Source organism: Brevibacillus sp. MCWH, from assembly GCF_013096935.1.
In the GTDB taxonomy this organism is placed as follows: domain Bacteria; phylum Bacillota; class Bacilli; order Brevibacillales; family Brevibacillaceae; genus Brevibacillus; species Brevibacillus aydinogluensis.
Genome location: NZ_SDLF01000012.1, coordinates 1 through 24,728, shown reverse-complemented (window position 1 = coordinate 24,728; position 24,728 = coordinate 1). Strand labels below are relative to the sequence as shown.

At 59.1% G+C, this 24,728-nt stretch carries 20 protein-coding genes and 2 pseudogenes; 20 read left to right on the top strand and 2 right to left on the bottom strand.

What is annotated here, in order from left to right:
• Positions 1–269: 269 nt before the first annotated feature.
• On the top strand, positions 270–1,334 hold the full coding sequence (locus ETC00_RS12250) for a GerMN domain-containing protein (RefSeq protein WP_171566450.1): 1,065 nt from the start codon (positions 270–272) through the stop codon (positions 1,332–1,334).
• Positions 1,335–1,394: 60 nt separating this feature from the next.
• On the opposite strand, the gene ETC00_RS12245 is transcribed toward ETC00_RS12250, so the two are convergent.
• Positions 1,395–2,636, bottom strand: coding sequence for an MFS transporter (locus ETC00_RS12245; protein WP_171566367.1), 1,242 nt, complete (start codon positions 2,634–2,636; stop codon positions 1,395–1,397).
• A gap of 243 nt (positions 2,637–2,879) precedes the next feature.
• Between ETC00_RS12245 and rph the strand changes: the two genes are divergently transcribed.
• The 10 genes from rph (at position 2,880) to ETC00_RS12195 (ending at position 14,881) form a co-directional block, all read left to right on the top strand.
• The gene (gene rph / locus ETC00_RS12240; protein WP_171566366.1) at positions 2,880–3,662 is read left to right on the top strand and encodes a ribonuclease PH; all 783 of its coding nucleotides are present in this window, start codon (positions 2,880–2,882) and stop codon (positions 3,660–3,662) included.
• Positions 3,655–4,257 (top strand): XTP/dITP diphosphatase, encoded by a 603-nt coding sequence (locus tag ETC00_RS12235; RefSeq protein WP_171566365.1) that lies wholly within the window; start codon positions 3,655–3,657, stop codon positions 4,255–4,257. Before rph ends, ETC00_RS12235 begins: the two co-directional genes overlap by 8 nt.
• Before the next feature lie 40 nt (positions 4,258–4,297).
• Positions 4,298–4,822 (top strand): metallophosphoesterase family protein, encoded by a 525-nt coding sequence (locus ETC00_RS12230; RefSeq protein WP_171566364.1) that lies wholly within the window; start codon positions 4,298–4,300, stop codon positions 4,820–4,822.
• A gap of 124 nt (positions 4,823–4,946) precedes the next feature.
• Entirely contained in the window at positions 4,947–6,239 is a 1,293-nt protein-coding gene (gene tig, locus ETC00_RS12225; RefSeq protein ID WP_171566363.1) for a trigger factor, read from the top strand.
• 171 nt (positions 6,240–6,410) lie between these two features.
• Positions 6,411–6,998, top strand: a complete 588-nt coding sequence (gene clpP, locus ETC00_RS12220; protein WP_268255227.1) for an ATP-dependent Clp endopeptidase proteolytic subunit ClpP — start codon at positions 6,411–6,413, stop codon at positions 6,996–6,998.
• A gap of 20 nt (positions 6,999–7,018) precedes the next feature.
• A complete protein-coding gene (clpX, locus tag ETC00_RS12215; protein WP_171566361.1) occupies positions 7,019–8,284 on the top strand; it encodes an ATP-dependent protease ATP-binding subunit ClpX in 1,266 nt (421 codons plus the stop codon).
• A 353-nt stretch (positions 8,285–8,637) separates the two neighbouring features.
• Positions 8,638–10,329: an ATP-dependent protease LonB gene (gene lonB / locus ETC00_RS12210; RefSeq protein ID WP_171566360.1), complete on the top strand. Its 1,692-nt coding sequence runs from the start codon at positions 8,638–8,640 to the stop codon at positions 10,327–10,329.
• Between the two features lie 169 nt (positions 10,330–10,498).
• On the top strand, positions 10,499–12,838 hold the full coding sequence (gene lon, locus ETC00_RS12205) for an endopeptidase La (protein WP_171566359.1): 2,340 nt from the start codon (positions 10,499–10,501) through the stop codon (positions 12,836–12,838).
• Positions 12,835–13,503: a ribosome biogenesis GTP-binding protein YihA/YsxC gene (gene yihA / locus ETC00_RS12200; protein WP_171566358.1), complete on the top strand. Its 669-nt coding sequence runs from the start codon at positions 12,835–12,837 to the stop codon at positions 13,501–13,503. The genes lon and yihA overlap by 4 nt, the downstream gene beginning before the upstream one ends.
• Before the next feature lie 25 nt (positions 13,504–13,528).
• A complete protein-coding gene (locus ETC00_RS12195; protein ID WP_171566357.1) occupies positions 13,529–14,881 on the top strand; it encodes a protein O-GlcNAcase in 1,353 nt (450 codons plus the stop codon).
• A 126-nt stretch (positions 14,882–15,007) separates the two neighbouring features.
• Here ETC00_RS12195 and ETC00_RS12190 read toward each other — a convergent pair whose 3' ends face one another.
• Positions 15,008–15,949, bottom strand: a complete 942-nt coding sequence (locus tag ETC00_RS12190; RefSeq protein WP_305792674.1) for a DMT family transporter — start codon at positions 15,947–15,949, stop codon at positions 15,008–15,010.
• 163 nt (positions 15,950–16,112) lie between these two features.
• Here ETC00_RS12190 and ETC00_RS12185 point away from each other — a divergent pair, with 163 nt between their 5' ends.
• From ETC00_RS12185 to ETC00_RS20700, 9 genes and pseudogenes are all read left to right on the top strand, one after another.
• Positions 16,113–17,732 carry a methyl-accepting chemotaxis protein gene (locus tag ETC00_RS12185; protein ID WP_171566356.1) on the top strand — a complete coding sequence of 540 codons (1,620 nt, stop codon included), beginning with the start codon at positions 16,113–16,115 and terminating at the stop codon, positions 17,730–17,732.
• Between the two features lie 126 nt (positions 17,733–17,858).
• The gene (hemA, locus tag ETC00_RS12180; protein WP_171566355.1) at positions 17,859–19,220 is read left to right on the top strand and encodes a glutamyl-tRNA reductase; all 1,362 of its coding nucleotides are present in this window, start codon (positions 17,859–17,861) and stop codon (positions 19,218–19,220) included.
• A 30-nt stretch (positions 19,221–19,250) separates the two neighbouring features.
• On the top strand, positions 19,251–20,069 hold the full coding sequence (locus ETC00_RS12175) for a cytochrome C assembly family protein (RefSeq protein WP_171566354.1): 819 nt from the start codon (positions 19,251–19,253) through the stop codon (positions 20,067–20,069).
• A 21-nt stretch (positions 20,070–20,090) separates the two neighbouring features.
• Positions 20,091–21,035: a hydroxymethylbilane synthase gene (gene hemC / locus ETC00_RS12170; RefSeq protein WP_171566353.1), complete on the top strand. Its 945-nt coding sequence runs from the start codon at positions 20,091–20,093 to the stop codon at positions 21,033–21,035.
• The gene (locus tag ETC00_RS12165) at positions 21,032–21,856 is read left to right on the top strand and encodes a uroporphyrinogen-III synthase (protein WP_171566352.1); all 825 of its coding nucleotides are present in this window, start codon (positions 21,032–21,034) and stop codon (positions 21,854–21,856) included. Before hemC ends, ETC00_RS12165 begins: the two co-directional genes overlap by 4 nt.
• Positions 21,840–22,814 carry a porphobilinogen synthase gene (gene hemB, locus ETC00_RS12160; protein ID WP_171566351.1) on the top strand — a complete coding sequence of 325 codons (975 nt, stop codon included), beginning with the start codon at positions 21,840–21,842 and terminating at the stop codon, positions 22,812–22,814. Before ETC00_RS12165 ends, hemB begins: the two co-directional genes overlap by 17 nt.
• 7 nt (positions 22,815–22,821) lie before the next feature.
• Entirely contained in the window at positions 22,822–24,105 is a 1,284-nt protein-coding gene (hemL, locus tag ETC00_RS12155; RefSeq protein ID WP_171566350.1) for a glutamate-1-semialdehyde 2,1-aminomutase, read from the top strand.
• A 153-nt stretch (positions 24,106–24,258) separates the two neighbouring features.
• Positions 24,259–24,399 (top strand): annotated as a pseudogene (locus ETC00_RS20705) (IS3-like element ISBth8 family transposase); the annotation flags it as partial.
• Positions 24,399–24,728, top strand: a pseudogene (locus ETC00_RS20700) (IS3 family transposase); the annotation flags it as partial. The pseudogenes ETC00_RS20705 and ETC00_RS20700, both read left to right, overlap by 1 nt.

Here is a 24,728-nt window from a genome sequence, read left to right as displayed (position 1 = left end):
GACACAAGTCTCACTTCCTCGAAATACCCAGATGTTTGTCCCCTGCCCGCGTCTCGTTTTGGAGCGGACTTCATCCGCTTCTTTGCTGGGCGTCAAGCGAGCGAGCGGGGCCGATCTCCCATGCGCCGCGGACTTTGTCTACACGCTGAAGCGGCGCCAATCATGGCGCCGCTTTTCGCTTTGGTTCTGTTTCGGACAATTCAACGCATAAACACAAGCCCTGCTCGTATACATGATAGTACAAAGTGTCTGGAGGAGGCTGGGTAATGATGAAGATACATCGCATCGGCACAATCACCGCCGTGCTTGGGGTCAGCGCACTGCTGCTGTCGGGGTGCGGACTGTTCGGACCGGAAAAGAAAGCCACCAGCATTGATGCACCTCCGCCGCAGTCGGAAGCCGCCCAGAATACACCCAACGGTCTGCCGGCGGCGGAAGGCTCAGCCGATGGGACGGAGGCCGCGGTCACAGAGTCAGTCGACCGCACCGTCTACTTGCTGGATGCCAACGGGTATGTAGTGCCGTTTACGCTGACCCTGCCAAAAACAGAAGGGGTGGCGAAACAGGTGCTGACCTACATGGTCAAAGGCGGGCCGGTGGAAAACATGCTCCCCAACGGCTTTTCCGCGGTGCTTCCTGAAGGGACGGAGGTAAAAGGACTGGTTATCAAGGACGGTTTGGCGACAGTGGACTTTTCCCCGGAGTTCAAAAAGTACGACAGCAAGAACGAAAAGCAGATTCTGGACGCAGTGACCCGGGCACTAACCGAGTTTCCCAACGTCAAAAGGGTGCAGATCTGGGTAAACGGCACGCCGCTTACCGAAATGCCGGTGGGCAGCACACCGATCTCGTCCACCCTGGACCGCAACCTCGGGATCAACCTGGAGCTGGCGGAAGGGGCCGTTCCCGGTCGAACCACGGCGGTTACGGTCTATTTCCAGGGACAATTGGATGACAAGCGCTCCTATTTCGTACCGGTCACCCGGCTGATACCGGAGACGCAGAACGTGGCCAAAGCGGCGGTAGAGGAGCTGATCAAAGGACCGAGTGACAATTCGCCGCTGTTCAGTTCGCTCCTGCGCACCACCCGGGTGCTGGATGTAAAGCAGGAGAATGACCTCGTTACCGTCGATCTGAGCAGCGACATCCTCAGATACGACAGCGGCAGGGAAGCCAATCCGGATGCGCTGGAGTCGCTGGTTCTCTCGCTGACCGAGAGCACAGGGGCCAAACAGGTTCAACTGCTGGTGGAAGGCAAGCCGCTCACCAGCGGAACGTACGATTTCACCAAGCCGGTCGCCCGCCCCGTCCACATCAACACGATGCAGTTTTGACAGCGCGCACGAATCCACGCCCGAATCGGCAGGCGTGGTTTTTTGCTTGCGGCAGTTCTGTCAGTCCGGTTGAGCCGGGGCGGCGCTATCGGCTGCCCGGGAGGCCTGCAAGATCAAGACGCCGAGGATCAGCGAGCAGAGGGTGATCAGCAGCCCGGCGGCAAAACCGAGCAGCCGCGGTTCAAAGACGGTGAGCAGCCATCCGCCGACGAGCATCGAGAGGCCGATGAGCACGCTGGAGATGGTCGATTCGAGAGCGAACACACGGCCGTGGTACGCTTTGTCGAGATGCCGCATCAGGAGCGTGCGCAGACTGGCGTTGCCCATCCCCCCGGCGACGGTGGAGAGGGCGTAGCAGGCAGCCGCCAGGTAAATGGTGGGAGCGAAGCTGGTCAGCACGTGGGCGAAGCCTTCGACGGCGAAACTGCAGGAAGCCATGTGGTAAGGCCGCCGTTTCAGCAGATCGGCCGCAACCCCGCCGACGATGAAACCGAGTCCGATCGCGCCGTAGAGGAGACCGACTCCGCTTTTGCCGGCCGCAAACACCTGGTAGGCGTAGACGCTGATCAGCACGTTGAGAATGCCTCCCCCGACCAGCCACAAGGTCGTCATCAGCAGGGTGTACAGGACCAGGGGAGTTTGGCGGATCAGCGAAAACAGGTCACGGTAGGACGGTTCGTTCGCTTTGCGCTCCTCCTTGTCCGCTTCGCGTCGGACACCGCTTGATCGCGGGGGGAGGGAAATCCGCAGAATCAGCGCCGCGGACAGCACAAAGGAAAGCGAGTTGCAGACGAACGCTGCATCCGTCCCCCAATAGGCGGCAAAGACGCCGCCGACCAGCGATCCGGCCGCCATCACGATCCCGAACACGCTTTCCTCCAGCGCATTGGCCGAGAGGAGCTGATCGCGTTCGACGACGTCCGGGATCAGGGAGATCCTCGCCGGGTTGTACAGCGCGGAGAAGGCGACGAGGGCAAACGTTCCGGCGTAGACGATCCAGACGTCGTCAGCAGAGGAGACGAACAGGAAGCAGAGGGCGATCACCGCCCGCACCAGGTCGCAGGCGATCATGACGGCTTTGCGGTTGAAGCGGTCGGCCAGCAACCCGCCGAGCGGCCCGAACACCAGGTAGGGCAAGGTGCGGAGCGCCAGTGTAATGCCTACGGCCATGGCCGTGCCGGTGATCTCCAACAGCAGGCTCAGGACGGCGACGCTGTTGAACCAATCCCCGACTCCGCTGAGAAAGTTGGCAAGCAGCAGCCTGCGAAAATTGGCTTGACGCAAAAGCAGGGAGGACGTCATAAGAATCACCATTAATTAGTTAATTATCTAATTAGATGTTAGTCAAATTTGTGTGTGTGCGCAAGACCCCTCTTTGCCGGAGTTTCGTTCCCGCCGAACGGATGGATTTTTCTTTGGGCTTTCGGCAGCGGATTTTTCCGCAGCTTCGGAAATGCGTTGCAGGGGGTTGCGGAGTGGCAGAGGGTTTCTTCAGTCTGGTATAATGAGCGGAGTTGACGATAGCAAGCTAGGAGGAAACATGGAATGAGACTTGATGGCCGTGACCGTGACCAATTGCGCCCAGTCAAGATTACGCGCAATTACATCAAACACGCGGAAGGTTCTTGTCTAATCGAAGTAGGAGACACCAAGGTAATTTGTACGGCGACATTGGAGGATCGCGTGCCGCCGTTCATGCGCGGAGGCGGAAAAGGGTGGATTACAGCCGAATACTCCATGCTTCCTCGGGCCACGGAGTCACGCAATCCACGGGAATCGTCCAAAGGCAAAGTGGGCGGACGAACCATGGAAATTCAGCGGCTGATCGGACGTGCGCTGCGCTCGGTCGTTCAGTTGGAAGCGATGGGGGAGCGCACCATCTGGCTGGATTGCGACGTGATCCAGGCCGACGGCGGTACCCGGACGGCAGCAATCACTGGCGCGTTTGTGGCGATGGTGGATGCGATGCAGAAGCTGGTGGAAGCCGGCACCTTGAAGCAGCTGCCGCTGCGCGATTTTCTGGCGGCGACCTCGGTCGGTATCATCGACGGCGAACCGATGCTCGACCTCAATTACAAGGAAGATTCGACGGCGACGGTGGACATGAACATCGTCATGACCGGTCAGGGCAAATTTGTCGAACTGCAGGGCACGGGCGAAGAAGCGCCGTTTACCGGCGAACAGCTTCATGAACTGCTTGACCTGGCAAAAAAAGGCATCGACGGCCTGATTGCCGCGCAGAAGGAAGCGTTGGCCGACGTACCGCTGAGGTTTGCAGACGACAACGAAAACGATCAGGAAACGGTGGCGGAGAAGAGTCATGTCTGAGCGAAAAAAAGTGGTGCTGGCAACGCGAAACAAGGGAAAGGTAAAGGAATTCAACAGCCTGTTTGCCGAATTGGGCTGGGAAGGCATCAGCCTGGACGCGTTTGAAGGCGTGCCGGAAGTGGTGGAGGACGGCGATACGTTTGAAGCCAACGCCTTGAAAAAAGCGACGACCATTGCTACATACCTGAACATGCCGGCTGTGGGCGACGACTCCGGCCTGGAGGTGGACGCTCTGGGGGGACGTCCCGGCGTCTATTCCGCCCGCTACGCCGGTGAACACGCCAGCGATGAGCAAAATTGGCGAAAGCTGCTGGATGAACTGCGCGGCGTGCCGGCACAGCAGCGGACGGCACGTTTCCGCTGCGTGCTCGTCCTGGCGGAACCGGGCAAAGAGCCTGTGGTGGCCCAAGGCACATGTGAGGGCGTCATCGCCGAAGCCCCAGAGGGCACCAACGGGTTCGGATACGACCCGGTTTTTTACCTGCCGGACAAGGGCGTGACCATGGCGCAGTTGCCGCCGGAAGAGAAAAACCGCATCAGCCACCGGGCCATGGCGATGGGCAATCTGCTGGCGGCAATCAAGCGGCAGGGTTAGCGGCTTGCGGCAGACTACAGGCAGAAGGGAGTGCGGTACAGTGGGCATCCTGATCCTCAGCGACACGCACGGCTTGGTACGCGAAGTGAAAGAGACGGTGGAACGCCACGCGGCGGAGAAGGTCTTTCACTGCGGCGATTTTTGCGTCGACCGGAAGCGGGACCCCTTCGCCGACATGATTTTGGTCAGGGGCAACTGCGATGTGGACAGGGACGTTCCCGAGGAACAGCTTACCGAGTGGAAGGACCTGAAAATCCTGCAGACACACGGCCACCTGTTCGGGGTGAAAAGCTCGCTGATGCGGCTGCACTACCGGGCGGAGGAGACGGGGGCCAACGTCGTGCTGTTCGGCCATTCCCACGTTCCGGTCTGCGGCGTCGAACGGGGCATCCTGTTTCTCAACCCGGGTAGTCTGCAGCTCCCCCGCAGCTTTGACGTTCCCACCTACGCATACCTGGAACAGCTTGAGACGAGAAAGCGGGAAGTGCGCGTCCAGGTTACCTATTTCGACCACCACGGCAATCCGGTGGAGCGGCTGGGGGGGAAGTTTTCCCTGCGCCGCTGACTTCTTGAAAAATGGTGAATATGTGCTATACTTAAATGGTTATAATGGCTAGAATTGCATCGCTCGTACCGACTGCATGCTGCGGGCGGTGTTCTGTGGATTCAATCTAGGAGGGGAAGTTTACGTGGCAGCAAAATGGGAAAAGTTAGAGAATAACCAGGGGGTCCTGACGGTTGAAGTAGATGCTGCGCAAGTAGATGCGGCATTGGACCAAGCGTTTAAAAAGGTCGTAAAGAAAGTAAGCGTTCCGGGCTTCCGCAAAGGAAAAGTGCCGCGCAAGCTGTTCGAAGCGCGTTTTGGCGTGGAAGCGCTCTACCAGGATGCTCTGGACATCCTGCTCCCTGCCGCTTACGGACAAGCTGTGCGCGAAACCGGCATCGAACCGGTTGATCGCCCCGAAGTGGATGTTGAGCAGATGGAAAAGGGCAAGCCGCTCATCTTCAAGGCGACCGTAACGGTGAAGCCGGAAGTGAAACTGGGCGACTACAAAAACCTGACGATCGAGTCGAAAGAGTTCAACGTTACTGACGAGGACGTGGAAGCCGAACTGAAGCGCATGCAAGAGCGCCACGCCGAGCTGGTTGTCGTGGAAGAAGGCCCGGCACAAAACGGCGATCTGGCTGTGATTGACTTCGAAGGCTTCCAGGACGGCGTTGCCTTTGAGGGCGGAAAAGCGGAAAACTACACGCTCGAGCTGGGTTCCGGCACGTTCATCGCCGGCTTTGAAGAGCAGATCGTGGGCATGAAGGTAGGCGAGGAGAAGGAGATCAACGTCACCTTCCCGGAACAGTACCACTCTCCGAGCCTGGCAGGCAAAGACGCAGTCTTCAAGGTGAAACTGAACGGCCTCAAGCGCAAAAACCTCCCGGCGCTGGACGACGAATTTGCCAAAGACGTGAGCGAGTTCGACACACTGGAAGAGCTGAAGGCTGACACCAAGAAAAAGCTGGAAGAAAAAGCGGCTCAGGAGAAAGAGCAGTACACCCGCGAGCAGCTCGTGCTGAAGGCGGCTGAAAACGCCGAAATCGACATTCCGGACGTCATGATCGAACACGAACTGGACCAAATGGTGAACGAATTTGCTCAGCGCCTGCAGTTCCAAGGCATGAACCTGGACCTGTACTACCAGTTCTCCGGCACCGATGAAAGCCAGCTGCGCGAACAGCTTCGTCCTGACGCGACCACCCGCGTGCGCACCGCGCTGACCCTGGAAGCGATCGCTAAAGCCGAGAACATCACTGCGACCGAAGAAGATGTAAACGAAGAGCTGAACAGACTGGCGGGCGTATACGGTCGTCCTGCCGATGAACTGCGCAAAATCTTCACCGCTCAAGACGGTATGGCTGCCCTGTACCGCGACGTGCAAACGCGGAAAACGGTCGATTTCCTGGTTGCAGAAAACAAAGTCAGTGCATAAGCTTAGGAAGAACGCATGAAACGACCGGCAGACAGGTTCCCGATTGACCCGACTGCCAAGCGATACAAGGCACGATAATGTTCGTGCCTTGTTTTTCACCATCTTGCGTTTTTTCCGACACAGCCGTCGGACCGGCGGCTGCACGCTACCTCTTTGACGGCAGAGGAGGAGATACATATGCTAATCCCCATGGTCATTGAACAGACGAACCGCGGCGAGCGCGCGTATGACATTTATTCGCGCCTGTTGAAGGACCGGATTGTCTTTCTCGGCAGCGAGATCGACGATGAAGTGGCCAACCTGGTGGTCGCCCAACTGCTGTTCCTGCAAGCGGAAGACCCGGACAAGGACATTCAACTCTACATAAACTCTCCGGGCGGTTCCGTAACGGCTGGCATGGCCATCTTCGACACGATGCAGCACATCAAGCCGGACGTGTCTACCATCTGCATCGGCATGGCGGCCAGCATGGCAGCCGTTCTGCTGGCTGCGGGAGCAAAAGGGAAGCGGTTTGCCCTGCCGAACAGTGAAGTGATGATTCACCAGCCGCTCGGCGGCGTACGCGGCCAGGCAGAGGATATCCGCATCCACGCGGACTGGATTTTGAAAACGAAGCGCCAGCTCAACCAAATCCTGGCGGAACGGACGGGTCAGCCATACGAACGTGTGGAAAAGGACACCGATCGTGATCACTTCATGAGCGCAGAAGAAGCCAAAGCGTACGGTTTGATTGACGCCATTATTGAACGGAAAAACTGACCCGTTGTGAGGTGAAGCGCATGTTTAAGTTTAACGACGATAAAGGCCAGCTGAAATGCTCCTTCTGCGGCAAGTCGCAGGAGCAGGTGCGCAAGCTGGTGGCCGGGCCCGGCGTGTACATCTGCGACGAGTGCATCGAACTGTGCAACGAAATCGTCCAGGAAGAGCTGGGAACGGAAGAAGAAATCGACATGAAGGAAATTCCCAAACCGATGGAGATTCGCAAAATCCTGGACGATTACGTGATCGGCCAGGATCTGGCGAAAAAATCCCTCTCGGTGGCGGTGTACAACCACTACAAGCGGATCAACTCCGGCGCCAAGATCGAGGATGTGGAACTGCAAAAGTCAAACATCCTGCTGATCGGTCCGACCGGAAGCGGGAAGACGCTCTTGGCCCAGACGTTGGCACGGATTCTCAACGTGCCGTTTGCCATCGCCGACGCCACTTCCCTCACGGAAGCGGGGTACGTGGGCGAAGACGTGGAAAACATCCTGCTCAAGCTGATCCAGGCAGCCGATTACGACGTGGAAAAGGCGGAGAAGGGCATCATCTACATCGACGAGATCGACAAGGTGGCCCGCAAGTCGGAAAATCCGTCGATCACCCGCGACGTATCCGGCGAAGGCGTACAGCAGGCGCTGCTGAAAATTCTCGAGGGGACGGTTGCCAGCGTGCCGCCGCAGGGCGGCCGGAAGCATCCGCACCAGGAGTTCATCCAGATCGACACGTCCAACATTCTGTTCATCTGCGGCGGTGCGTTTGACGGCATCGAGCAGATCATCAAGCGTCGTCTGGGCAAAAAGGTGATCGGCTTCGGCACCGACCTGAGCGACGGTATCAAAGGCGACCTGAAGCCGGGCGAGTACCTGAAGTACGTGCTGCCGGAAGACCTGCTGAAATTCGGCCTGATTCCGGAATTTGTCGGCCGTCTCCCCGTACTGGCCACGCTGGAACCGCTGGATGAGGAGACGCTGGTCCGCATCCTTACCGAACCGAAAAACTCGCTGGTGAAGCAGTACCAAAAACTGCTGAGCTTAGACGGCGTAGAACTGGAGTTCGAACCGGGAGCGCTGACGCAGATCGCCAAGGAAGCGATCAAGCGGAACACCGGCGCCCGGGGACTGCGTGCCATCATCGAGCAGATCATGCTCGACATGATGTACGAACTGCCGTCCCGCGAAGACATCAGCAAGTGCGTGATCACCGAGGAAGCTGTGCGTGACAAGGTGAAGCCGCAGCTGCTGACCAAGGAAGGCCGCGAACTGAAAAACGAAAGCGCGTAACCGGCACCGCCGGAAACGCCATCCCAACCACCCCGATTGTCGGGGTGGTTTTTCCATGGCTCTCCCGTTTGTTCGCCCGGCCGGCAGTGCCCGCCAAAGTGCAAGGGAATGCCGGAGCGGTTTGTTTACGCCCGTGATTGCGAGGCAATACTACTCAATATAGTTGTTCACGAGACGCTTTTTGATTGGATCACGACTGTATCAGGAAGGACTTCTCGCGATCGCGGGCTGATACACGGGCTGATACAAAAAACAAGCATCCCCGAGAGGAAGAACCGGCTTTTGCGCATGTGTCCGCAACAGACGCGTTTTCTTCTCGATGTGGTGCGAAGTGAGCGTGGGAGGGTTAACGGATGGACTATACGACATTGGTGATTGCCTGTATCGAAGTAGTCGTCGGGATCATCATAGGAACCTATTTCTGGAATCTGCTCCGCACCCAGCGGTCAGCGAAAACATCGAGTGACCGGGAGTCGCGCAAAGATCTGGACCAACTGCGGCGGATGCGGATGATCGCCTTGACGGAACCGCTCTCGGAGAAGACCAGGCCGACCAAACTGGAAGAGATCGTCGGACAGGAGGATGGGCTGCGCGCGCTGCGTGCCGCCTTGTGCGGGCCAAACCCACAGCATGTCATCATCTACGGTCCGCCGGGCGTCGGCAAGACGGCAGCCGCCCGCGTCGTGCTGGAAGAAGCGAAGCAGAATCCGCTGTCTCCGTTTTCCAGCGACGCCAAGTTTGTGGAGGTAGACGCGACCATTGCCCGCTTTGACGAAAGGGGCATCGCCGATCCGCTGATCGGTTCCGTACACGATCCGATTTACCAGGGTGCTGGCGCCTTGGGCCAGTCGGGCGTTCCGCAGCCGAAGCCGGGGGCGGTGACCAAGGCCCACGGCGGAATCCTGTTTCTGGATGAAATCGGCGAGCTGCATCCGATCCAGATGAACAAGCTCCTGAAAGTGCTGGAAGACCGCAAAGTGATGCTGGAGAGCGCCTACTACAGCGAAGAGAACACGCAAATACCGTCACACATCCACGAGATATTCAAGTACGGACTGCCGGCCGATTTTCGCCTCGTGGGTGCGACGACGAGGATGCCGGAAGAACTGCCGGCAGCGCTCCGCTCCCGGTGCCTGGAGATTTTTTTCCGGCCGCTCAAGCCGGCGGAGATCGGGAGCATCGTCCGCACCGCCGTCTCCAAAATGGACATGTCGATGGAGGACGACGCGGTCGGCGTCATCGAACGGTACGCCACCAACGGCCGGGAGGCGATCAACACGCTGCAGATCGCGGCAGGGATCGCAATGACCGAGGGGCGCTCGACGATCCGCGCCGCCGATGTGGAATGGGTCGTGCACAGCAGCCAAAAATCGCCGCGCCAGGAAAAGCAGGTGCATGACACGCCGCAGGTGGGGCTGGTCAACGGCCTGGCTGTGTACGGCCCCAACATGGGCAGCGTGATGGAGCTGGAGGTGACCGCCAGCCGGGCGTCGACACCCGGAGCCGGCCGCGTCACCATGACCGGCCTGGTCGAAGAAGAGGAAATAGGCGGCCGCAGCCGCACGGTCCGGCGCAAGTCGATGGCCAAAGGCTCGATCGAAAACGTGTTGACCGTGCTGAATCGGCTGGGGGTCCAGCCGTACGATTACGACCTGCACATCAACTTTCCCGGCGGTGTGCCGGTAGACGGTCCCTCGGCAGGCATCACGATTGCCGTCGCCATTTATTCGGCGATCAAGGAGAGGCCGGTAGACAACCTGGTTGCCATGACAGGGGAAGTGAGCATCCACGGCAAGGTAAAACCGGTCGGCGGCGTAGTGGCCAAGGTGGAAGCCGCCCGACAGGCAGGGGCAAAACGCGTGCTGATTCCCGAGGAGAACTGGCAGTCGCTGTTTGCCGACATGCAGGACATCGAAGTGATACCCGTCTCCACCGTGCAGCAGGCAATCGATCTGGCCCTTCTGGCAGAACCGGAGACGGAGAGCGCCGGTTTCACCCTGCAGCTTCCGGCGGAAGATCTCGCCTCTTCGTCTCTGTCGTTGTAATGGCGCGCTGTAACGGCGGTGCGCCCGGAAATTAGACATCGGATTCCGTTTGCGCTACAATGATAAAAAGCTTCACTGCGAAGCTTACGCGATGTTCAAAAACGGCTGTCTGAGCCGTTTTTGCATGTTAAGCAGGCAATTCGTACAGATCAAGGAGAGGTGCATAAGCTTGGGCGAACGTTCCGGTAAACGAGAGATACCGCTTCTCCCGTTGCGCGGACTGCTTGTGTATCCATCCATGGTACTCCATTTGGATGTGGGACGGGAAAAATCAGTCCGCGCCCTGGAGCAGGCCATGGTGGATGACAACCAGATCCTGTTGGCGACGCAGGAAGAAGTCCACATAGAAGAACCCAGCGCCGAGCAAATCTTCAGCGTCGGCACTGTCGCACGGGTCAAACAGATGCTGAAGCTGCCGAACGGCACGATTCGCGTCCTCGTGGAAGGCCTGCAGCGGGCCCGAATCGATGAATATATACGGCAGGATGATTTCTTCCAGGTCTCGATCACGTACCTGGAAGAGGAAAAGGCTGACGAGAACGAAGTGGAAGCGCTGATGCGCGCCGTGCTTAGCCATTTTGAACAGTACATCAAGCTGTCCAAAAAGATTTCACCGGAGGCGCTTACATCCGTAAGCGACATCGAGGAACCGGGTCGGCTGGCCGACGTGATCGCCTCCCATCTGCCGCTGAAAATGAAGGACAAACAGGAGATTTTGGAGACGACCAACATCAAGGAGCGGCTCAACATTCTCCTCGACATCCTCAACAACGAGCGCGAGGTGCTGGAACTGGAGCGCAAGATCAGCAACCGCGTCAAGAAGCAGATGGAGCGGACGCAGAAGGAATACTACCTGCGTGAGCAAATGAAAGCGATCCAAAAAGAGCTGGGCGAAAAAGACGGGCGGCAGAGTGAAGTGGATGAACTGCGCGCCCAGCTGGAGAAATCCGACGCTCCCGAGCGGATCAAGAACAAGATCGAGAAAGAACTGGAGCGCCTGGAGAAAATGCCGACCACGTCCGCCGAAGGAGCGGTGATCCGGACCTACATCGACACGCTGCTGTCCCTGCCGTGGACGCGCAGGACCGTCGACAATCTGGACATCCATCACGCGGAACAGGTGCTGAACGAAGACCACTACGGGCTGGAAAAACCGAAGGAACGGGTATTGGAGTATCTGGCGGTGCAAAAGCTGGTCAATTCCATGCGCGGTCCCATCCTCTGCCTGGTCGGGCCTCCCGGCGTGGGGAAAACGTCGCTCGCCCGTTCCATTGCGCGTGCCCTGGAGCGGGAGTTTGTCCGCATCTCGCTGGGCGGGGTGCGTGACGAGGCGGAGATTCGCGGCCACCGCCGCACCTATGTGGGTGCGCTGCCGGGCCGGATCATCCAGGGGATGAAACAGGCAGGCACGATCAACCCCGTCTTTCTCCTGGATGAAATCGACAAGCTGGCCTCCGACTTTCGCGGCGATCCCGCTTCCGCGCTGCTGGAAGTGCTGGACCCCAACCAGAATGACAAGTTCAGCGACCATTACATCGAGGAGACCTACGATTTGACCAACGTGATGTTTATCACGACGGCCAACAGCACGCATACGATTCCCCGCCCGCTGTTGGACCGGATGGAGGTCATCTCCATCGCCGGCTACACCGAGCTGGAAAAGCTGCACATCATGCGCGACTACCTGCTGCCCAAGCAGATGGAAGAGCACGGGCTGGGCAGGGATAAGCTGCAGATGAACGAAGAGGCGATGCTGAAGGTAATTCGTCAGTACACCAGAGAAGCGGGCGTGCGCAACCTGAATCGGGAAGCGGCCAACATCTGCCGAAAAGCAGCCAGGCTGATCGTCAGCGGCGAGAAAAAGCGGGTCGTGGTGACGCCCAAAACGGTGGAGAGCCTGCTGGGCAAACCGCGCTATCGCTACGGCCTGGCTGAGCGGGAAGACCAGGTGGGTGCCGTAACCGGCCTGGCCTGGACGCAGGCGGGCGGCGACACGCTGAACGTAGAAGTGAGCATTCTGCCTGGCAAGGGCAAACTGACGCTGACCGGTCAGCTCGGTGACGTCATGAAGGAGTCGGCTCAGGCGGCATTCAGCTACATCCGTTCCCGCGCCGCCGCGTGGAACATCGACCCCGAGTTCCACGAGAAAAACGACATCCACATTCACGTGCCGGAAGGAGCGATCCCCAAAGACGGTCCGTCTGCCGGCATCACCATCGCCACGGCGCTCGTCTCTGCCCTGACCGGCATCCCGGTGCGCAAAGAGGTGGGCATGACCGGTGAGATCACCCTGCGCGGCCGTGTGCTGCCGATCGGCGGACTGAAAGAAAAGGCGCTGTCCGCTCATCGGGCCGGACTGACGACGGTGATCCTGCCCAAGGAAAACGAAAAAGACATCGAAGACATCCCGGAAAGCGTGCGCAAGGAATTGAAACTGATCACGGTGGAACACATGGACGAGGTCCTGCGCAACGCGCTTACCCGGCAAGCGGTTGGTGAAACGCGATGAAGATCACATCGGCTGAGTTTGTCATCAGCGCCGTCGGACCCAAACAGTACCCGACAGATGGCTTGCCGGAGATCGCCCTGGTGGGCCGCTCCAACGTAGGCAAGTCCTCGCTGTTAAACAAAATGATGAATCGCAAGGGGCTGGCCCGTACCAGTTCCAAGCCGGGAAAAACACAGACGCTGAACTACTTTCGTGTCAACAACATGCTCTATTTTGTCGACTTCCCCGGTTACGGCTACGCCAAAGTGGCAAAATCGCTGAAACAGCAATGGGGCAAAATGATTGAAAATTATCTGAAGCAGCGCAAGGAGCTGCGGTTTGTGATTCAGTTGGTGGACATCCGCCACGCGCCCAGCAAGGATGATGTGGCGATGTACGACTGGTGCAAGGAAATCGGCATTCCCACCGTGGTCGTGGCCACCAAGGGGGACAAGATCGCTCGCGGCCGCTGGCTTCAGCATACGAAAGTAATCCGCGAACAACTCAAGATGCGCGGTGACGATGCACTCATTATCTTTTCTTCGGAAACGGGCCAGGGACGGGACGAACTGTGGGGTGAAATCGTTCGCCGCTTGCAGCGTCAGGAAGAAACTGCCCCTGAAGTTGAGCAGGATCTCGCAGGCGGGACGCCGGAAACGGTGGAATCGGGCAACGCCCCGTCGTAACACCTGCGGGAAAAGAGGGGTGTCCATGCACAACCGTGAGTTTTTTCCCGTACGCGGTGTAATCGAAGGTTACTACGGCACTCCGTGGACGAATGCGGAGCGGCTGGACATGATTCGCTTTTTGGGGCGGCATGGGTTTAATACGTACTATTACTCGCCCAAGGACGATCCCTATTTGCGGGAACGCTGGCAGGAGCCGCATCCGCCCGAGGCTTTGGAGCAGATGGAGGGCTGGATGGCGTGCGCTCGGGAGTCCGGGGTGCGGTTTGTCTACTGCTTGAGCCCCGGCTTGAATATGGAGTACGCCGATGACAGCCATGTTTCCCGCCTGTTGGCAAAGTACCGGTCCATGTACGAACGGGGCGTGCGTCACTTCGCCCTGCTGTTTGACGACATCCCGCTGGCCTTGATGCATCCGGCGGACGTAAGCCGCTACCGCACGCTGGCGCAAGCGCACGCGGAAGTAGTGCTGAAGCTGCACGAGGTGATCGATGGCTGGGAGGAGCGAGTGGAGCTGACCGTTTGTCCCACCCAGTATCACGGCATGGGCGACGAACCGTACATCACGGAACTGGGACAGCGCCTGCCGGAGTCAATCGACCTGTTTTGGACCGGCCGCTTTGTCTGCTCGCCGTTTTTGCCCGAGGCGGACGCCCGCTTTTTTGCAGAACGGACGGGGCACAAACCGCTGATTTGGGACAATTATCCGGTAAACGACCTGGCGATGGCCGATGAGCTGCACATTGGCCCGCTGCGCCACCGCGATCCCGGTCTGTGGCGGCACGTAGCCGGATACGTGGCCAATCCGATGGCGCGGGCGGAGAGCTCAAAGATACCGCTCCTGACGGCAGCGGCTTACCTGCGCGATCCGGAAGGGTACGATCCAGCCTTGGCATGGGCCAAGGCCGTGGAAGAAGTGGCCGGTCCGGAAGACGCCGCCGCCGTACTCCGCTTCGCAGACAATGTGCAGGGTTCGTTTCTCAACGAGACCGAGTCGCCGGCGCTGCTGGAGGCGTTTCTGCAGTTTCGCTTTCAGTTTTTGTACGGGGACAGGCAGGCGGGACTGCGCATGCTCGGACGTCTGTTTGCCGATATGGAAGAGACGGCGCTGCACTTAATGGAGCGGATGCGCAACCGCAAACTGGCCGCCGAAATTGGCGGCTGGGTGGAAAAGTACCGGCATTGGGCCAAGGTCGGGCAGTCGGTTACCGCCATGATCGAGGCGGGCACAAGCGGCCGGACGCTCACGGCGGCGTATCACCTGTTTCGGCTGAAGCGCTGGATGAAGCGGACCGAACGGTTGCCGCAAAAGGTGTGCGGCAACGTGATGAAACTGTTTGTGGAAGCGGTGCTGCTGGAGTTGAAACAGACGAGGTAACCAAGCGCGTATCTGCGTGGGGCAAGCGGGCAAACCGCACCCGTCTGTGTGCTGTGAAAATGTGAAAATGTGAAAAAACGGGACTGGCACAAAAGCCAGCCCCGTTTTTTTATCTGTCACTGTTCATTACGCCGACTCTCGGCTGCCATCATCCTGATTGAGCCTGATGCGCCGATTTTTCCACCATTCCTGGATCGGCAGCTCCGCCAGGATCATTCCGGTAAAGATCAGGGCGCATCCCGCCAATTGCCGCGCTGTCAGCACTTCGTGAATCCACAGGTACGAAGTGAGCGCGGCAAACACCGGCTCCAGGGAGAAGATCAGCGCCACACGGGTGGAACTCGTCTTCTTTTGCAGCGCCGTCTGGGCCAAAAAGGCGAGCGCGGTGGCAAAGATCGAGGTCACGATCAGACCGCGCGCCACTTCCGGCGCCAGCAGCACCGCCGGGTCGAAGGCAAGGCGCCAGTCCTCGAACAACAGCGCATACCCCCAGCTCAGCGCGGCCACCGTCCCCAACTGGACGATCGCCAGCGGGAGGGCAGGAAATCGAGGAGCGTATTTGCCGGTGGCGACGATCTGCAGCGCAAAGCAGATGGCGCAGCCGAAGACCAGCACGTCGCCGAGGTTGAACGCAAGCGACGAGGTTTTCGTCAGCAGGTAGAGCCCGCAGGCGGCGATCAGCGTGCCGGTGATGGCGGCAGGTTTGATCTTCTCGCGCAGGATCAGAAAGGAAAACAGCGGGACCAGCACTACCGACAGACCGGTAATAAAGCCCGCTTTGGACGGTGTGGTGTACATCAATCCAACCGTCTGCAGGGCGTAGCCCAGACAGAGCCAAAATCCGATCAGACATCCGGCCTTGATCAGCGGGAAGTTCCAGCTCCTCAGCTGCTCGCGATCGATCAGACAATGGATGGCGAGCAGAAAGAGAGTGGCGATGGAAAAGCGCACCGCATTGAAGGCGTTGGGCGGCAGAGCGGCGATGGCCTGCTGGACGACGAGGAACGTGGCTCCCCAGACAAACGCGATCAGAAACAGGGTCACGTCAGCCATCCATTGTTTTTTCAACGGTTGTTTCTCTCCTTCCGAATGATTCAGACGATTGCAAACGTTTCGGTTCCATGCCTGCATGATACGGCATGCCAGAGGGGAAATCAAGCACAGGTGGAGTTCAGCTTGGCAATTGCATGTAAATATCGGAAAATAAAGAAAAGTCAAAAGGGGGATTCACATGAATCAGTCCGTACTTCGGTCGCGGCGGGCCCGCCGGGCGGAAACCAAAGTGACCCGCACCGCCCAGCGGTTGGCCGAGCTGTTGGCAGGCAGCAGCGGGTTGGAGGAGAAACGGGAAGCTGTCCGAAGGATTCTGGACGAGCAGTTGGGGAATCGCGAATACTTCGTCATTGTCGACGAGACGGGATACGGACACATCCATACCAACCGGCTGCGGGAGGGCATCGTGTTTGACGACGAGGTGGGACGGCGTGCAGCCGCGGCGCGCGAAGTCCTCTCCCAGCTTTACCTGCGCAACACGGGCGAGCGGCTGATCGACACCGCCGCTCCGATCGGCACATTTGGCGGCAGACGGTACGTCCTCCGGATGGGCACGATTCTGCACCGGCCGTTTTTGGGACCGGCGCTGATCGGTCTCGGCTGTATCCCGCCGCTGTGCGGATGGGCGGCCTTGCTTGGGAGGGGGCTGCCGCTTGCCGAAACGGCGGTATGGGCGTTCGTTTCGCTCGGCGCGGGGTTGATCGGCAGCCTGTGGATATACCGGATCATGCGCACCAGCCTGCAGGAATGGCGCGAGCTGACCCGGGCCGTCTCGTCCGGCGATCTGACCCGGAAAGTGGTCACCCGCTCGCGCAATGAATTTCATCAGACGGGGCTGGAACTAAACAAGATGGCGATCGGCATCCAGAACATCGTAAGCGAGATCGCGGGTGCGGCGGACAGCACGGGGGAGATCAGCCGCAAGCAGGCGCTGCGGTCACGGGAACTGCGGGACACCTTTGACGAACTGAGCGGCATGATGCAGCAGTTTCAGTCGGGGACCGAGGAACAGGCCCACGTGGCCGCCGAAGCGGTCGAGCACCTGCAGGAAATGACAGCCATGCTGACGGAGATGCAGACGGCCCTGAACAAGACGAGAGAGATGAGCGAGAGCGCCACGATGACCACGGAGCGGGGCAACCATGCGGTGAAGACAGCTTCCCGCCAGGTGGGACAAGCGGAGTCCGGCATGGCCGAAACGGCGGAAGCGATCCGCCAACTGGCACAGGCTGCGGAACAGATTCGGCAGCAGGTGGCGGCGATCACCAAGATTGCCCGGCAGACCAATATGCTGGCGCTCAACGCATCCATTGAGGCGGCTCGAGCCGGGGAACACGGCCGGGGCTTTGCCGTGGTGGCGGCAGAGATTCGTGAGCTGGCGGAGGAGACCGCGCAGTTTGCGGACAGCATCCTGTCCACCGCAGCCGCCATTCATGCGGACGTGACCGAGACGGCGGCAGAAGTGGAGCGCCAGTTGGACGACCTGCGACGCTCCAGCCGTCACGTGCGGGAAGCGGGTGAGGCGATCCGCAGCCTGCAGGTGGTGGTGGACGCCAACCAGGCACTGTCGGCCCAAAACGCCGCGTGGGCCGAGCGGCTTGCCCAGCACTGCGGGGCGATCGGCCAGACGCTGACCCAGGTAAAGACGATCGCAGGCCAGATTGCGGAGAGCGTCTCGGCGGCGGCCAGCGCCGTAGAGCAGCAGGCAGGCGGCGTGCATCTGCTGGCAGAGGAAGCAGAGACACTGGCCGAGAAGACGATGTCGCTGCAGCGAATCACGAAGCGGTTTCGCCTGTAGGATCAAGACCCAGCTGCACCCGTTAATAAACTTTTCACATTTACAAGTGGTCGTTTGGGGACATAATGTTATAATAATAGTGCATTTTACACAGAGCCGACTGGCATGTAATACCGGGAGGACATTATGGATATCCTTTTGCTGGGTCTTAATTACAAAACAGCACCAGTCGAAATTCGGGAAAAATTCACGTTCAGCGATGACGGGACAGCACGCGCTCTTCATCTCCTCTCCCAGACGAAGAGCATAGCGGAATGCGTCATTCTCGGAACGTGCAACCGCACGGAAATCTACGTGGTCTGCGATCAGTTGAACGTGGGGCGGGACTACGTGCTGAGATTTCTGGCGGAGTGGTTTGGCGTCGACAAAGAGTCGTTCAAGCAACATCTTTATATAAAAGGAAACGAAGAAGCGATTGAACACCTGTTCCGTGTCGTTTGCGGCCTTGACTCCATGGTGGTGGGCGAGACGCAAATCCTCGGACAGGTACGGGACGCTTTCCTGCTCGCCCAGCAGCTCAAGACGACCGGAACGGTGTTCAACATGCTGTTCAAGCAGGCGGTCACGTTTGCCAAGCGGGCCCACACGGAAACGGGGATCGGCCAAAACGCTGTCTCCGTCAGCTACGCCGCGGTGGAACTGGGGAAAAAGATTTTTGGCTCCTTCGCGGGCAAGGAAGTGCTGATCGTCGGCGCGGGCAAAATGAGCGAGCTGACCGCCAAACACCTGCACGCCAACGGTTCACAGCACGTGCGGGTCGCTAATCGGACGCTGGAGCGTGCCCGGATGTTGGCGGAGAAATTCAAAGGGGACGCCTGTACGATGGAGCAGTTGCCTGAGGCACTGCTCACCGCCGACATCGTCATCAGCTCCACAGGAGCTGCAGGCTATGTGATCACCAAGGAACAGCTCATGCCGATCATGAAGCGTCGCAAACACCGCCCGTTGTTTATGATCGACATCGCTGTGCCGCGGGATCTGGACCCCGGCCTGCACGAACTGGATAACGTCTACCTTTACGATATTGATGATCTGGAAGGTATTGTCGCCAGCAACCTGGCGGAGCGTTCCCGCGAGGCGGAGCGGCTGGAGGGGATGATTGCCGATGAAATCGTCGCCTTCACCACCTGGTACCAGACGCTGGGCGTTTCACCGCTGATTGCCGCGCTGCGTGAAAAGGCGGAGGCGATCCACAGCGAAGGAATGCGCAAAATGGAGAACAAGCTGTCCAACCTGACCGAACGCGAGCTGCACATCATTCGCAAGACGACCAAGGGCATGATTAATCAGTTATTGCACGATCCGGTCGTCCGTCTGAAAGAGATGGCGGCCAAGTCGAACGGGGACGACGTGTTGGACATGTTCTCAACCATCTTTGCATTGGAAGAGACCCTGGAGCGGTTTGAGCGGGAAGCCGACTGGGAAAAAGAGAAAAAAAAACACTTGTCCTCTCGTGAGCAGGTCGTTGCGTCCGGCTTCCGCGAGTAGGGACCGAAATGGAAAGAGAGGAGAGCGTACATGGCCGACGCGAGATGGATCTACGACCTGACGATCTTTCTCTACGCTGCAAGTGTTCTCTTCTATTTCAACGACTTCTTGCAAAGCAACCGGAAAGTCAATCGCCTGGCTTTCGGGTTGCTTGCTGTCGTTTGGGCCTTGCAATCCGCTTTTTTCGTCTCACAGGTGGCGGCGAAATCGTACTTTCCCGTCATCACACTGTTTGAGACGCTCTTTTTTTATTCCTGGGTGCTGGTCTCCCTGTCACTTCTGATTAATTATTTTTTTCGCATCGATTTGCTGGTATTCTTTACCAATGTGATCGGCTTTGTCGTGCTGGTGCTCTCCATGTTTTTGCCGGAGACGCCGTTGACGGCCATATCGGAAACGCTCACGTCGGACCTGCTCTTGATCCACATCACGCTGGCGTTGTTCAGCTACGGGGCGTTTTCCCTGTCGATGATCTTTTCGGCGATGTACCTGCTGCAGCACAAGATGCTGAAAGAAAAACGCTGGACGCCGCTGCTGCGGCGGCTGCCCAGCCTCGACATGCTGGAAGCGTACGCGTACCGGATGAACATGGTCGGGGTGCCGATGCTGCTCTTGGCAATCATTCTCGGGATCATCTGGGGCAGGGTGGTCCTGCCCGAGAAGTTTTGGCTCGATGCCAAGGTGCTGCTGTCGACCCTGGTGCTGGGGGCGTATTCGTACTGGCTGTACAAGCGTTTCAGCGACACCTGGCAGATGCGGCGGCTGGCCCAGTTTAACCTGACGGCGTTTCTGCTGCTCTTGGTCAACTTTCTGGCCACCGACATCTCCACATTTCACAGATGGCTGTAACCGCCACGCAAGGAGGCTACCATGAGAAACTGGAAGGTAGGAACGCGCCGCAGCATGCTGGCGCTCACCCAGACCAATTGGGTCGTGGACCAATTGAAACGGCTTGCGCCCGAGGCGTCGTTTGAACTGCACGAAATCGTCACGAAAGGAGACCGCATCCTGGACGTCACCCTGTCCAAGGTGGGCGGCAAGGGACTGTTCGTCAAGGAAATCGAGCAGTCGCTGCTGGACAAGGAGACGGACCTGGCCGTGCACAGTCTGAAGGACATGCCGGCAGAGCTGCCGGAGGGACTGGTGATCGGGGCAATTCCCAAGCGGGTGGACCCCCGCGACGTGCTCTTGTCCAAGGACGGCAAGACGCTGGATGAGCTGCCGCACGGGGCGCTGGTGGGCACGAGCAGCCTGCGCCGCTCCGCACAGCTGTTGGCCTACCGGCCGGACATCCAGATCGAATCGCTGCGCGGCAATATCGATACGCGCATCCGCAAACTGAACGAAGGCAATTTCGACGCCATCATCCTGGCGGCGGCCGGACTGGAGCGGGTCAAGTGGGACGGAACGATCAGCCAGTATCTGCCGGTAGAGATCAGCGTGCCGGCGGTTGGGCAGGGGGCATTGGCCATCGAGTGCCGGGCGGACGACGAGGAGACGCTCGCGCTGCTGCGCCGCCTGGACGACCCGCCGACCCGCCTGGCGGTGACGGCAGAGCGCAGCTTCCTGCACCGTTTGCAGGGCGGCTGCCAGGTGCCGATCGGGGCTTACGCCACCGTGGCGGAAGCGCCGGGCGATGCCGCGCCGACCGTGACACTGACCGGTCTGGTCGCGTCGCCTGACGGAAAACGGGTGTTCAAGCGGACAGTCTCCGGCACCGATCCGGACGCACTCGGCCGGGAACTGGCTGACACCCTGCTGGCGGAAGGAGCCGGCGAGGTGCTGGCAGAGGTGCAGAAGGAGAATCTGGGATGAACCGGCTGACGCCGATTGGCGAGGATCGCCTGCCGCTTTCCGGCGTCCGGGTGATGGTGACGCGAGCCCGCAGCCAGGCCCGCGAGCTGGTGGAAAAGATTGAGGCGCTGGGCGGCGAGGCATACGAGTTTCCGCTGCTGAAAATGGTGCCGCCGACCGACACGGGACCGCTTGACGACGCAATTGGCCGCCTGGATTCGTTTGACTGGGTGATGTTCACCAGCGTCAACGGCGTCCGCTTTTTTCTGGAGCGAATGCGGCAGTTGGGCGTGAGTCCGGATCGGATGACCGGCCTCGTGGCGGCGGTCGGACCCAAGACAGCTGCCGAACTGGCAAAACACGGCTGGACGGCGGATGTGATTCCGTCCGACTACGTGGCGGAGGGCATGCTCACCGCGCTCCAGGGGCGTCTGACACCGGGCCAGCGGGTGCTGCTGCCGCGGGCAGACATCGCCCGCAAGACGCTGCCGGATGAACTGCGCCGCATGGGGCTGCAGGTGACCGAGGTGGACGCCTATGAAACGGTTATCGACGGCGCGAATGCCCCGGAAGCGGCGGAGCGGCTGCGCCGGGGGGAAATCGACGCGATTGCGTTTACCAGTTCATCCACGGTGCAGCACTTCACGCAGGTGATGGCCCCGTACGGGTTGGACGGCTTGCTGGCCTCCGTGCGGATTGCCTGCATCGGGCCGGTTACGGCTGAGACGGCCAAGCGCCTCGGCCTGCCGGTTCACGCCGTGGCCAGGGAGTACACGGTGGACGGCTTGTTGCAAGCGTTAACAGCAAATCTGGGAGGGGATGTACATGGCACTCACATTTGACCGTCATCGCCGGCTTCGTTCCAGCGCGGCGATGCGCAGCTTGGTACGCGAAAACCACGTTCGTGTGGAGGATCTGATCTACCCGATCTTTGTGGTGGAAGGTTCGAATATCAAGGAGGAAATTCCCTCCATGCCGGGCGTCTATCACTTCTCGCTGGACCGCCTGAACGAGGAAATTGACGAGGTGGCAGCGTTGGGCATCCAGTCCGTGCTGGTCTTCGGTGTGCCGGAGCACAAGGACGCCTGCGGTTCGGAAGCCTACAACGACGACGCCGTGACGCAGCGAGCCATCCGTCAGATCAAGGAAAGACATCCTGAACTGGTCGTGATCGCCGACACCTGTCTGTGCCAATACACCGACCACGGCCACTGCGGCGTGCTGCGCGACGGCGACGTAGTCAATGACGAATCGCTGACGCTGCTGGCAAAGACGGCAGTCTCGCAGGCGAAAGCGGGAGCAGACATCATCGCACCGTCCAACATGATGGACGGCTTTGTGGCGGCAATTCGTGCGGCGCTGGACGAAGCCGGCTTTACTCACGTGCCGATCATGTCCTACGCGGTCAAATACGCCTCGTCGTTCTACGGCCCATTCCGGGATGCGGCTCATTCCGCGCCCAAGTCGGGCGACCGCAAGGCGTACCAGATGGACCCGGCCAACGCCCGTGAAGGGCTGCGCGAAGCAGCTTCCGACGTGGCGGAGGGGGCTGACTTCCTGATGGTCAAACCGGGGCTGGCGTTCATGGACATGGTGCTGCGCCTGCGTGAGTCCTTTCATCTGCCGATCGTCGTCTACAACGTGAGCGCCGAGTACTCCATGGTCAAAGCGGCGGCGGCCAACGGCTGGATCGACGAAGAGCGGATTGTCATGGAAACGATGGTCGGCTTCAAGCGGGCCGGTGCCGACCTGATCATTACCTATCATGCCAAAGACGTGGCAAAATGGCTGGCGAGGTGAGCAGGCGATGAAGATGGAAAAATCGATCCGGCTGTTTGCGGAAGCACAGCAGTACATACCGGGCGGAGTAAACAGCCCGGTACGGGCGTTTAAAAGCGTGGGCGGCAATCCCGTCTACATTGCCAAAGGAGAGGGAGCGCGCGTCGTCGATGTGGACGGCAACACCTACATCGACTACATCGGTTCCTGGGGGCCGCTGATTCTGGGCCATGCCCACCCGAAAGTACTTGCCGCGATCCAGGAAGCGGCTGCGCTTGGCACCAGCTTTGGCGCTCCGACCGAACGGGAGACGGACATGGCCAAGCTGGTCTGCGAGATCGTCCCGTCGGTCGAAGTGGTGCGGATGGTCAACTCCGGCACGGAGGCGACGATGAGCGCACTCCGGCTGGCGCGCGGCTATACCAAGCGGAACAAAATCATGAAGTTTGAGGGCTGTTACCACGGACATGCCGACAGCCTGCTGATCAAGGCGGGCTCTGGCGTGGCCACGCTTGGACTGCCCGACAGCCCAGGTGTGCCGGAAGCGACGGCCATTCATACGATCACCGTACCGTACAACGATCTGGAAAGCGTGAAAATGGCGTTTGAAGCGTACGGCGAAGATTTGGCTGCGGTAATTGTGGAACCCGTCGCCGGCAACATGGGGGTCGTACCGCCGCAGCCAGGCTTTTTGGAGGGCTTGCGGGAGATTACGCAGCGCTACGGAACACTGCTGATCTTTGACGAAGTGATGACCGGCTTCCGCGTTGCCCGCGGCGGCGCGCAGGAGCTGTACGGCATCACCCCTGACTTGACGACAATGGGCAAGGTGATCGGCGGCGGCCTGCCGGTCGGCGCATACGGCGGCCGGCGGGACATCATGCAGCACGTAGCACCGGCGGGACCGATCTACCAGGCAGGCACACTGTCCGGCAACCCGCTGGCGATGGCAGCGGGATTGACCACGCTGCAGATACTGGGTGAGGACGGGGTCTACGAGCGGTTGGATGCACTCTCTTCCCGCCTGGCAGAAGGACTGGCGGACAACGCACGGAAGCTGGGCATCCCGCATACGGTAAACCGCGTCGGCTCCATGGTGTGCCTGTTCTTTACGGAGACGCCGGTCGTCAACTACGAGACAGCCAAGACATCCGATCTGGAGCGCTTCTCCCGCTACTTCCGCTACCTGCTGGAAGAAGGCGTCATGATTCCGCCGTCCCAGTTTGAGGGCATGTTCGTCTCACTGGCCCATACGGAAGCGGATATTGAGCGCACCATCGAAGCCAGCTACCAGGCGATGAAAAAGCTGTAAACCGGCACACGGCGAAGAACAGCAGCAGCTGCCCGCGCTGTCGGGAGTGTTGAGACAACAAAAGTCCCTGTCCGATTTAGAGTGCACCCCTTAAAGTAGACATTGGAAAAACCCCTTGGGATAACCGATGTTACTTTAAGGGGTGAATTTTTTATGGCTATCAAAGGTCAAAAGTTCAAGCATTATCCTTTGTCGTTGAAAATGGAGGCAATACGATTGCATGTAGAGGAGAAGTGGACATACAGACGTATCACTGAGCATTTAGGAATCCAGGATAAGGATCGAGTAAAAAAATGGATGCGGAAATACAAACAACTTGGGGAGTTCGGTCTTTTGGATCAGCGTGGACGACGTCCAGAGTACATCGATCAAGATCGACATGTGAAAAAATTGAAACGGGAGAACGAAATTCTAAAAAAGTGTTTGGAAATCTGGATGCGGGAGGTGTAAGAAAAAAGTATCGTGTGATGGAGAATGTGGCAGCATTGTACCCGATTACCGAACTCTCCAAACTTCTTGGTGTATCGAGGAGTGGGTATTATCGATATCTTGCACAGAAGGAGTGGGATAGAGACGGAGAACTGAAACAGCAGATTCAAACCATCTATGATGAACGAAAAGGA

Excerpts from the sequence above, each read along its gene's own strand:
- ETC00_RS12250 (WP_171566450.1), top strand. The coding sequence starts at position 270 with ATGAAGATACATCGCATCGGCACAATCACCGCCGTGCTTGGGGTCAGC.
- ETC00_RS12245 (WP_171566367.1), bottom strand. The coding sequence starts at position 2,636 with ATGACGTCCTCCCTGCTTTTGCGTCAAGCCAATTTTCGCAGGCTGCTG.
- rph (WP_171566366.1), top strand. The coding sequence starts at position 2,880 with ATGAGACTTGATGGCCGTGACCGTGACCAATTGCGCCCAGTCAAGATT.
- ETC00_RS12235 (WP_171566365.1), top strand. The coding sequence starts at position 3,655 with ATGTCTGAGCGAAAAAAAGTGGTGCTGGCAACGCGAAACAAGGGAAAG.
- clpX (WP_171566361.1), top strand. The coding sequence starts at position 7,019 with ATGTTTAAGTTTAACGACGATAAAGGCCAGCTGAAATGCTCCTTCTGC.
- lonB (WP_171566360.1), top strand. The coding sequence starts at position 8,638 with ATGGACTATACGACATTGGTGATTGCCTGTATCGAAGTAGTCGTCGGG.
- yihA (WP_171566358.1), top strand. The coding sequence starts at position 12,835 with ATGAAGATCACATCGGCTGAGTTTGTCATCAGCGCCGTCGGACCCAAA.
- ETC00_RS12195 (WP_171566357.1), top strand. The coding sequence starts at position 13,529 with ATGCACAACCGTGAGTTTTTTCCCGTACGCGGTGTAATCGAAGGTTAC.
- ETC00_RS12185 (WP_171566356.1), top strand. The coding sequence starts at position 16,113 with ATGAATCAGTCCGTACTTCGGTCGCGGCGGGCCCGCCGGGCGGAAACC.
- hemA (WP_171566355.1), top strand. The coding sequence starts at position 17,859 with ATGGATATCCTTTTGCTGGGTCTTAATTACAAAACAGCACCAGTCGAA.
- ETC00_RS12175 (WP_171566354.1), top strand. The coding sequence starts at position 19,251 with ATGGCCGACGCGAGATGGATCTACGACCTGACGATCTTTCTCTACGCT.
- hemC (WP_171566353.1), top strand. The coding sequence starts at position 20,091 with ATGAGAAACTGGAAGGTAGGAACGCGCCGCAGCATGCTGGCGCTCACC.
- ETC00_RS12165 (WP_171566352.1), top strand. The coding sequence starts at position 21,032 with ATGAACCGGCTGACGCCGATTGGCGAGGATCGCCTGCCGCTTTCCGGC.
- hemB (WP_171566351.1), top strand. The coding sequence starts at position 21,840 with ATGGCACTCACATTTGACCGTCATCGCCGGCTTCGTTCCAGCGCGGCG.
- hemL (WP_171566350.1), top strand. The coding sequence starts at position 22,822 with ATGAAGATGGAAAAATCGATCCGGCTGTTTGCGGAAGCACAGCAGTAC.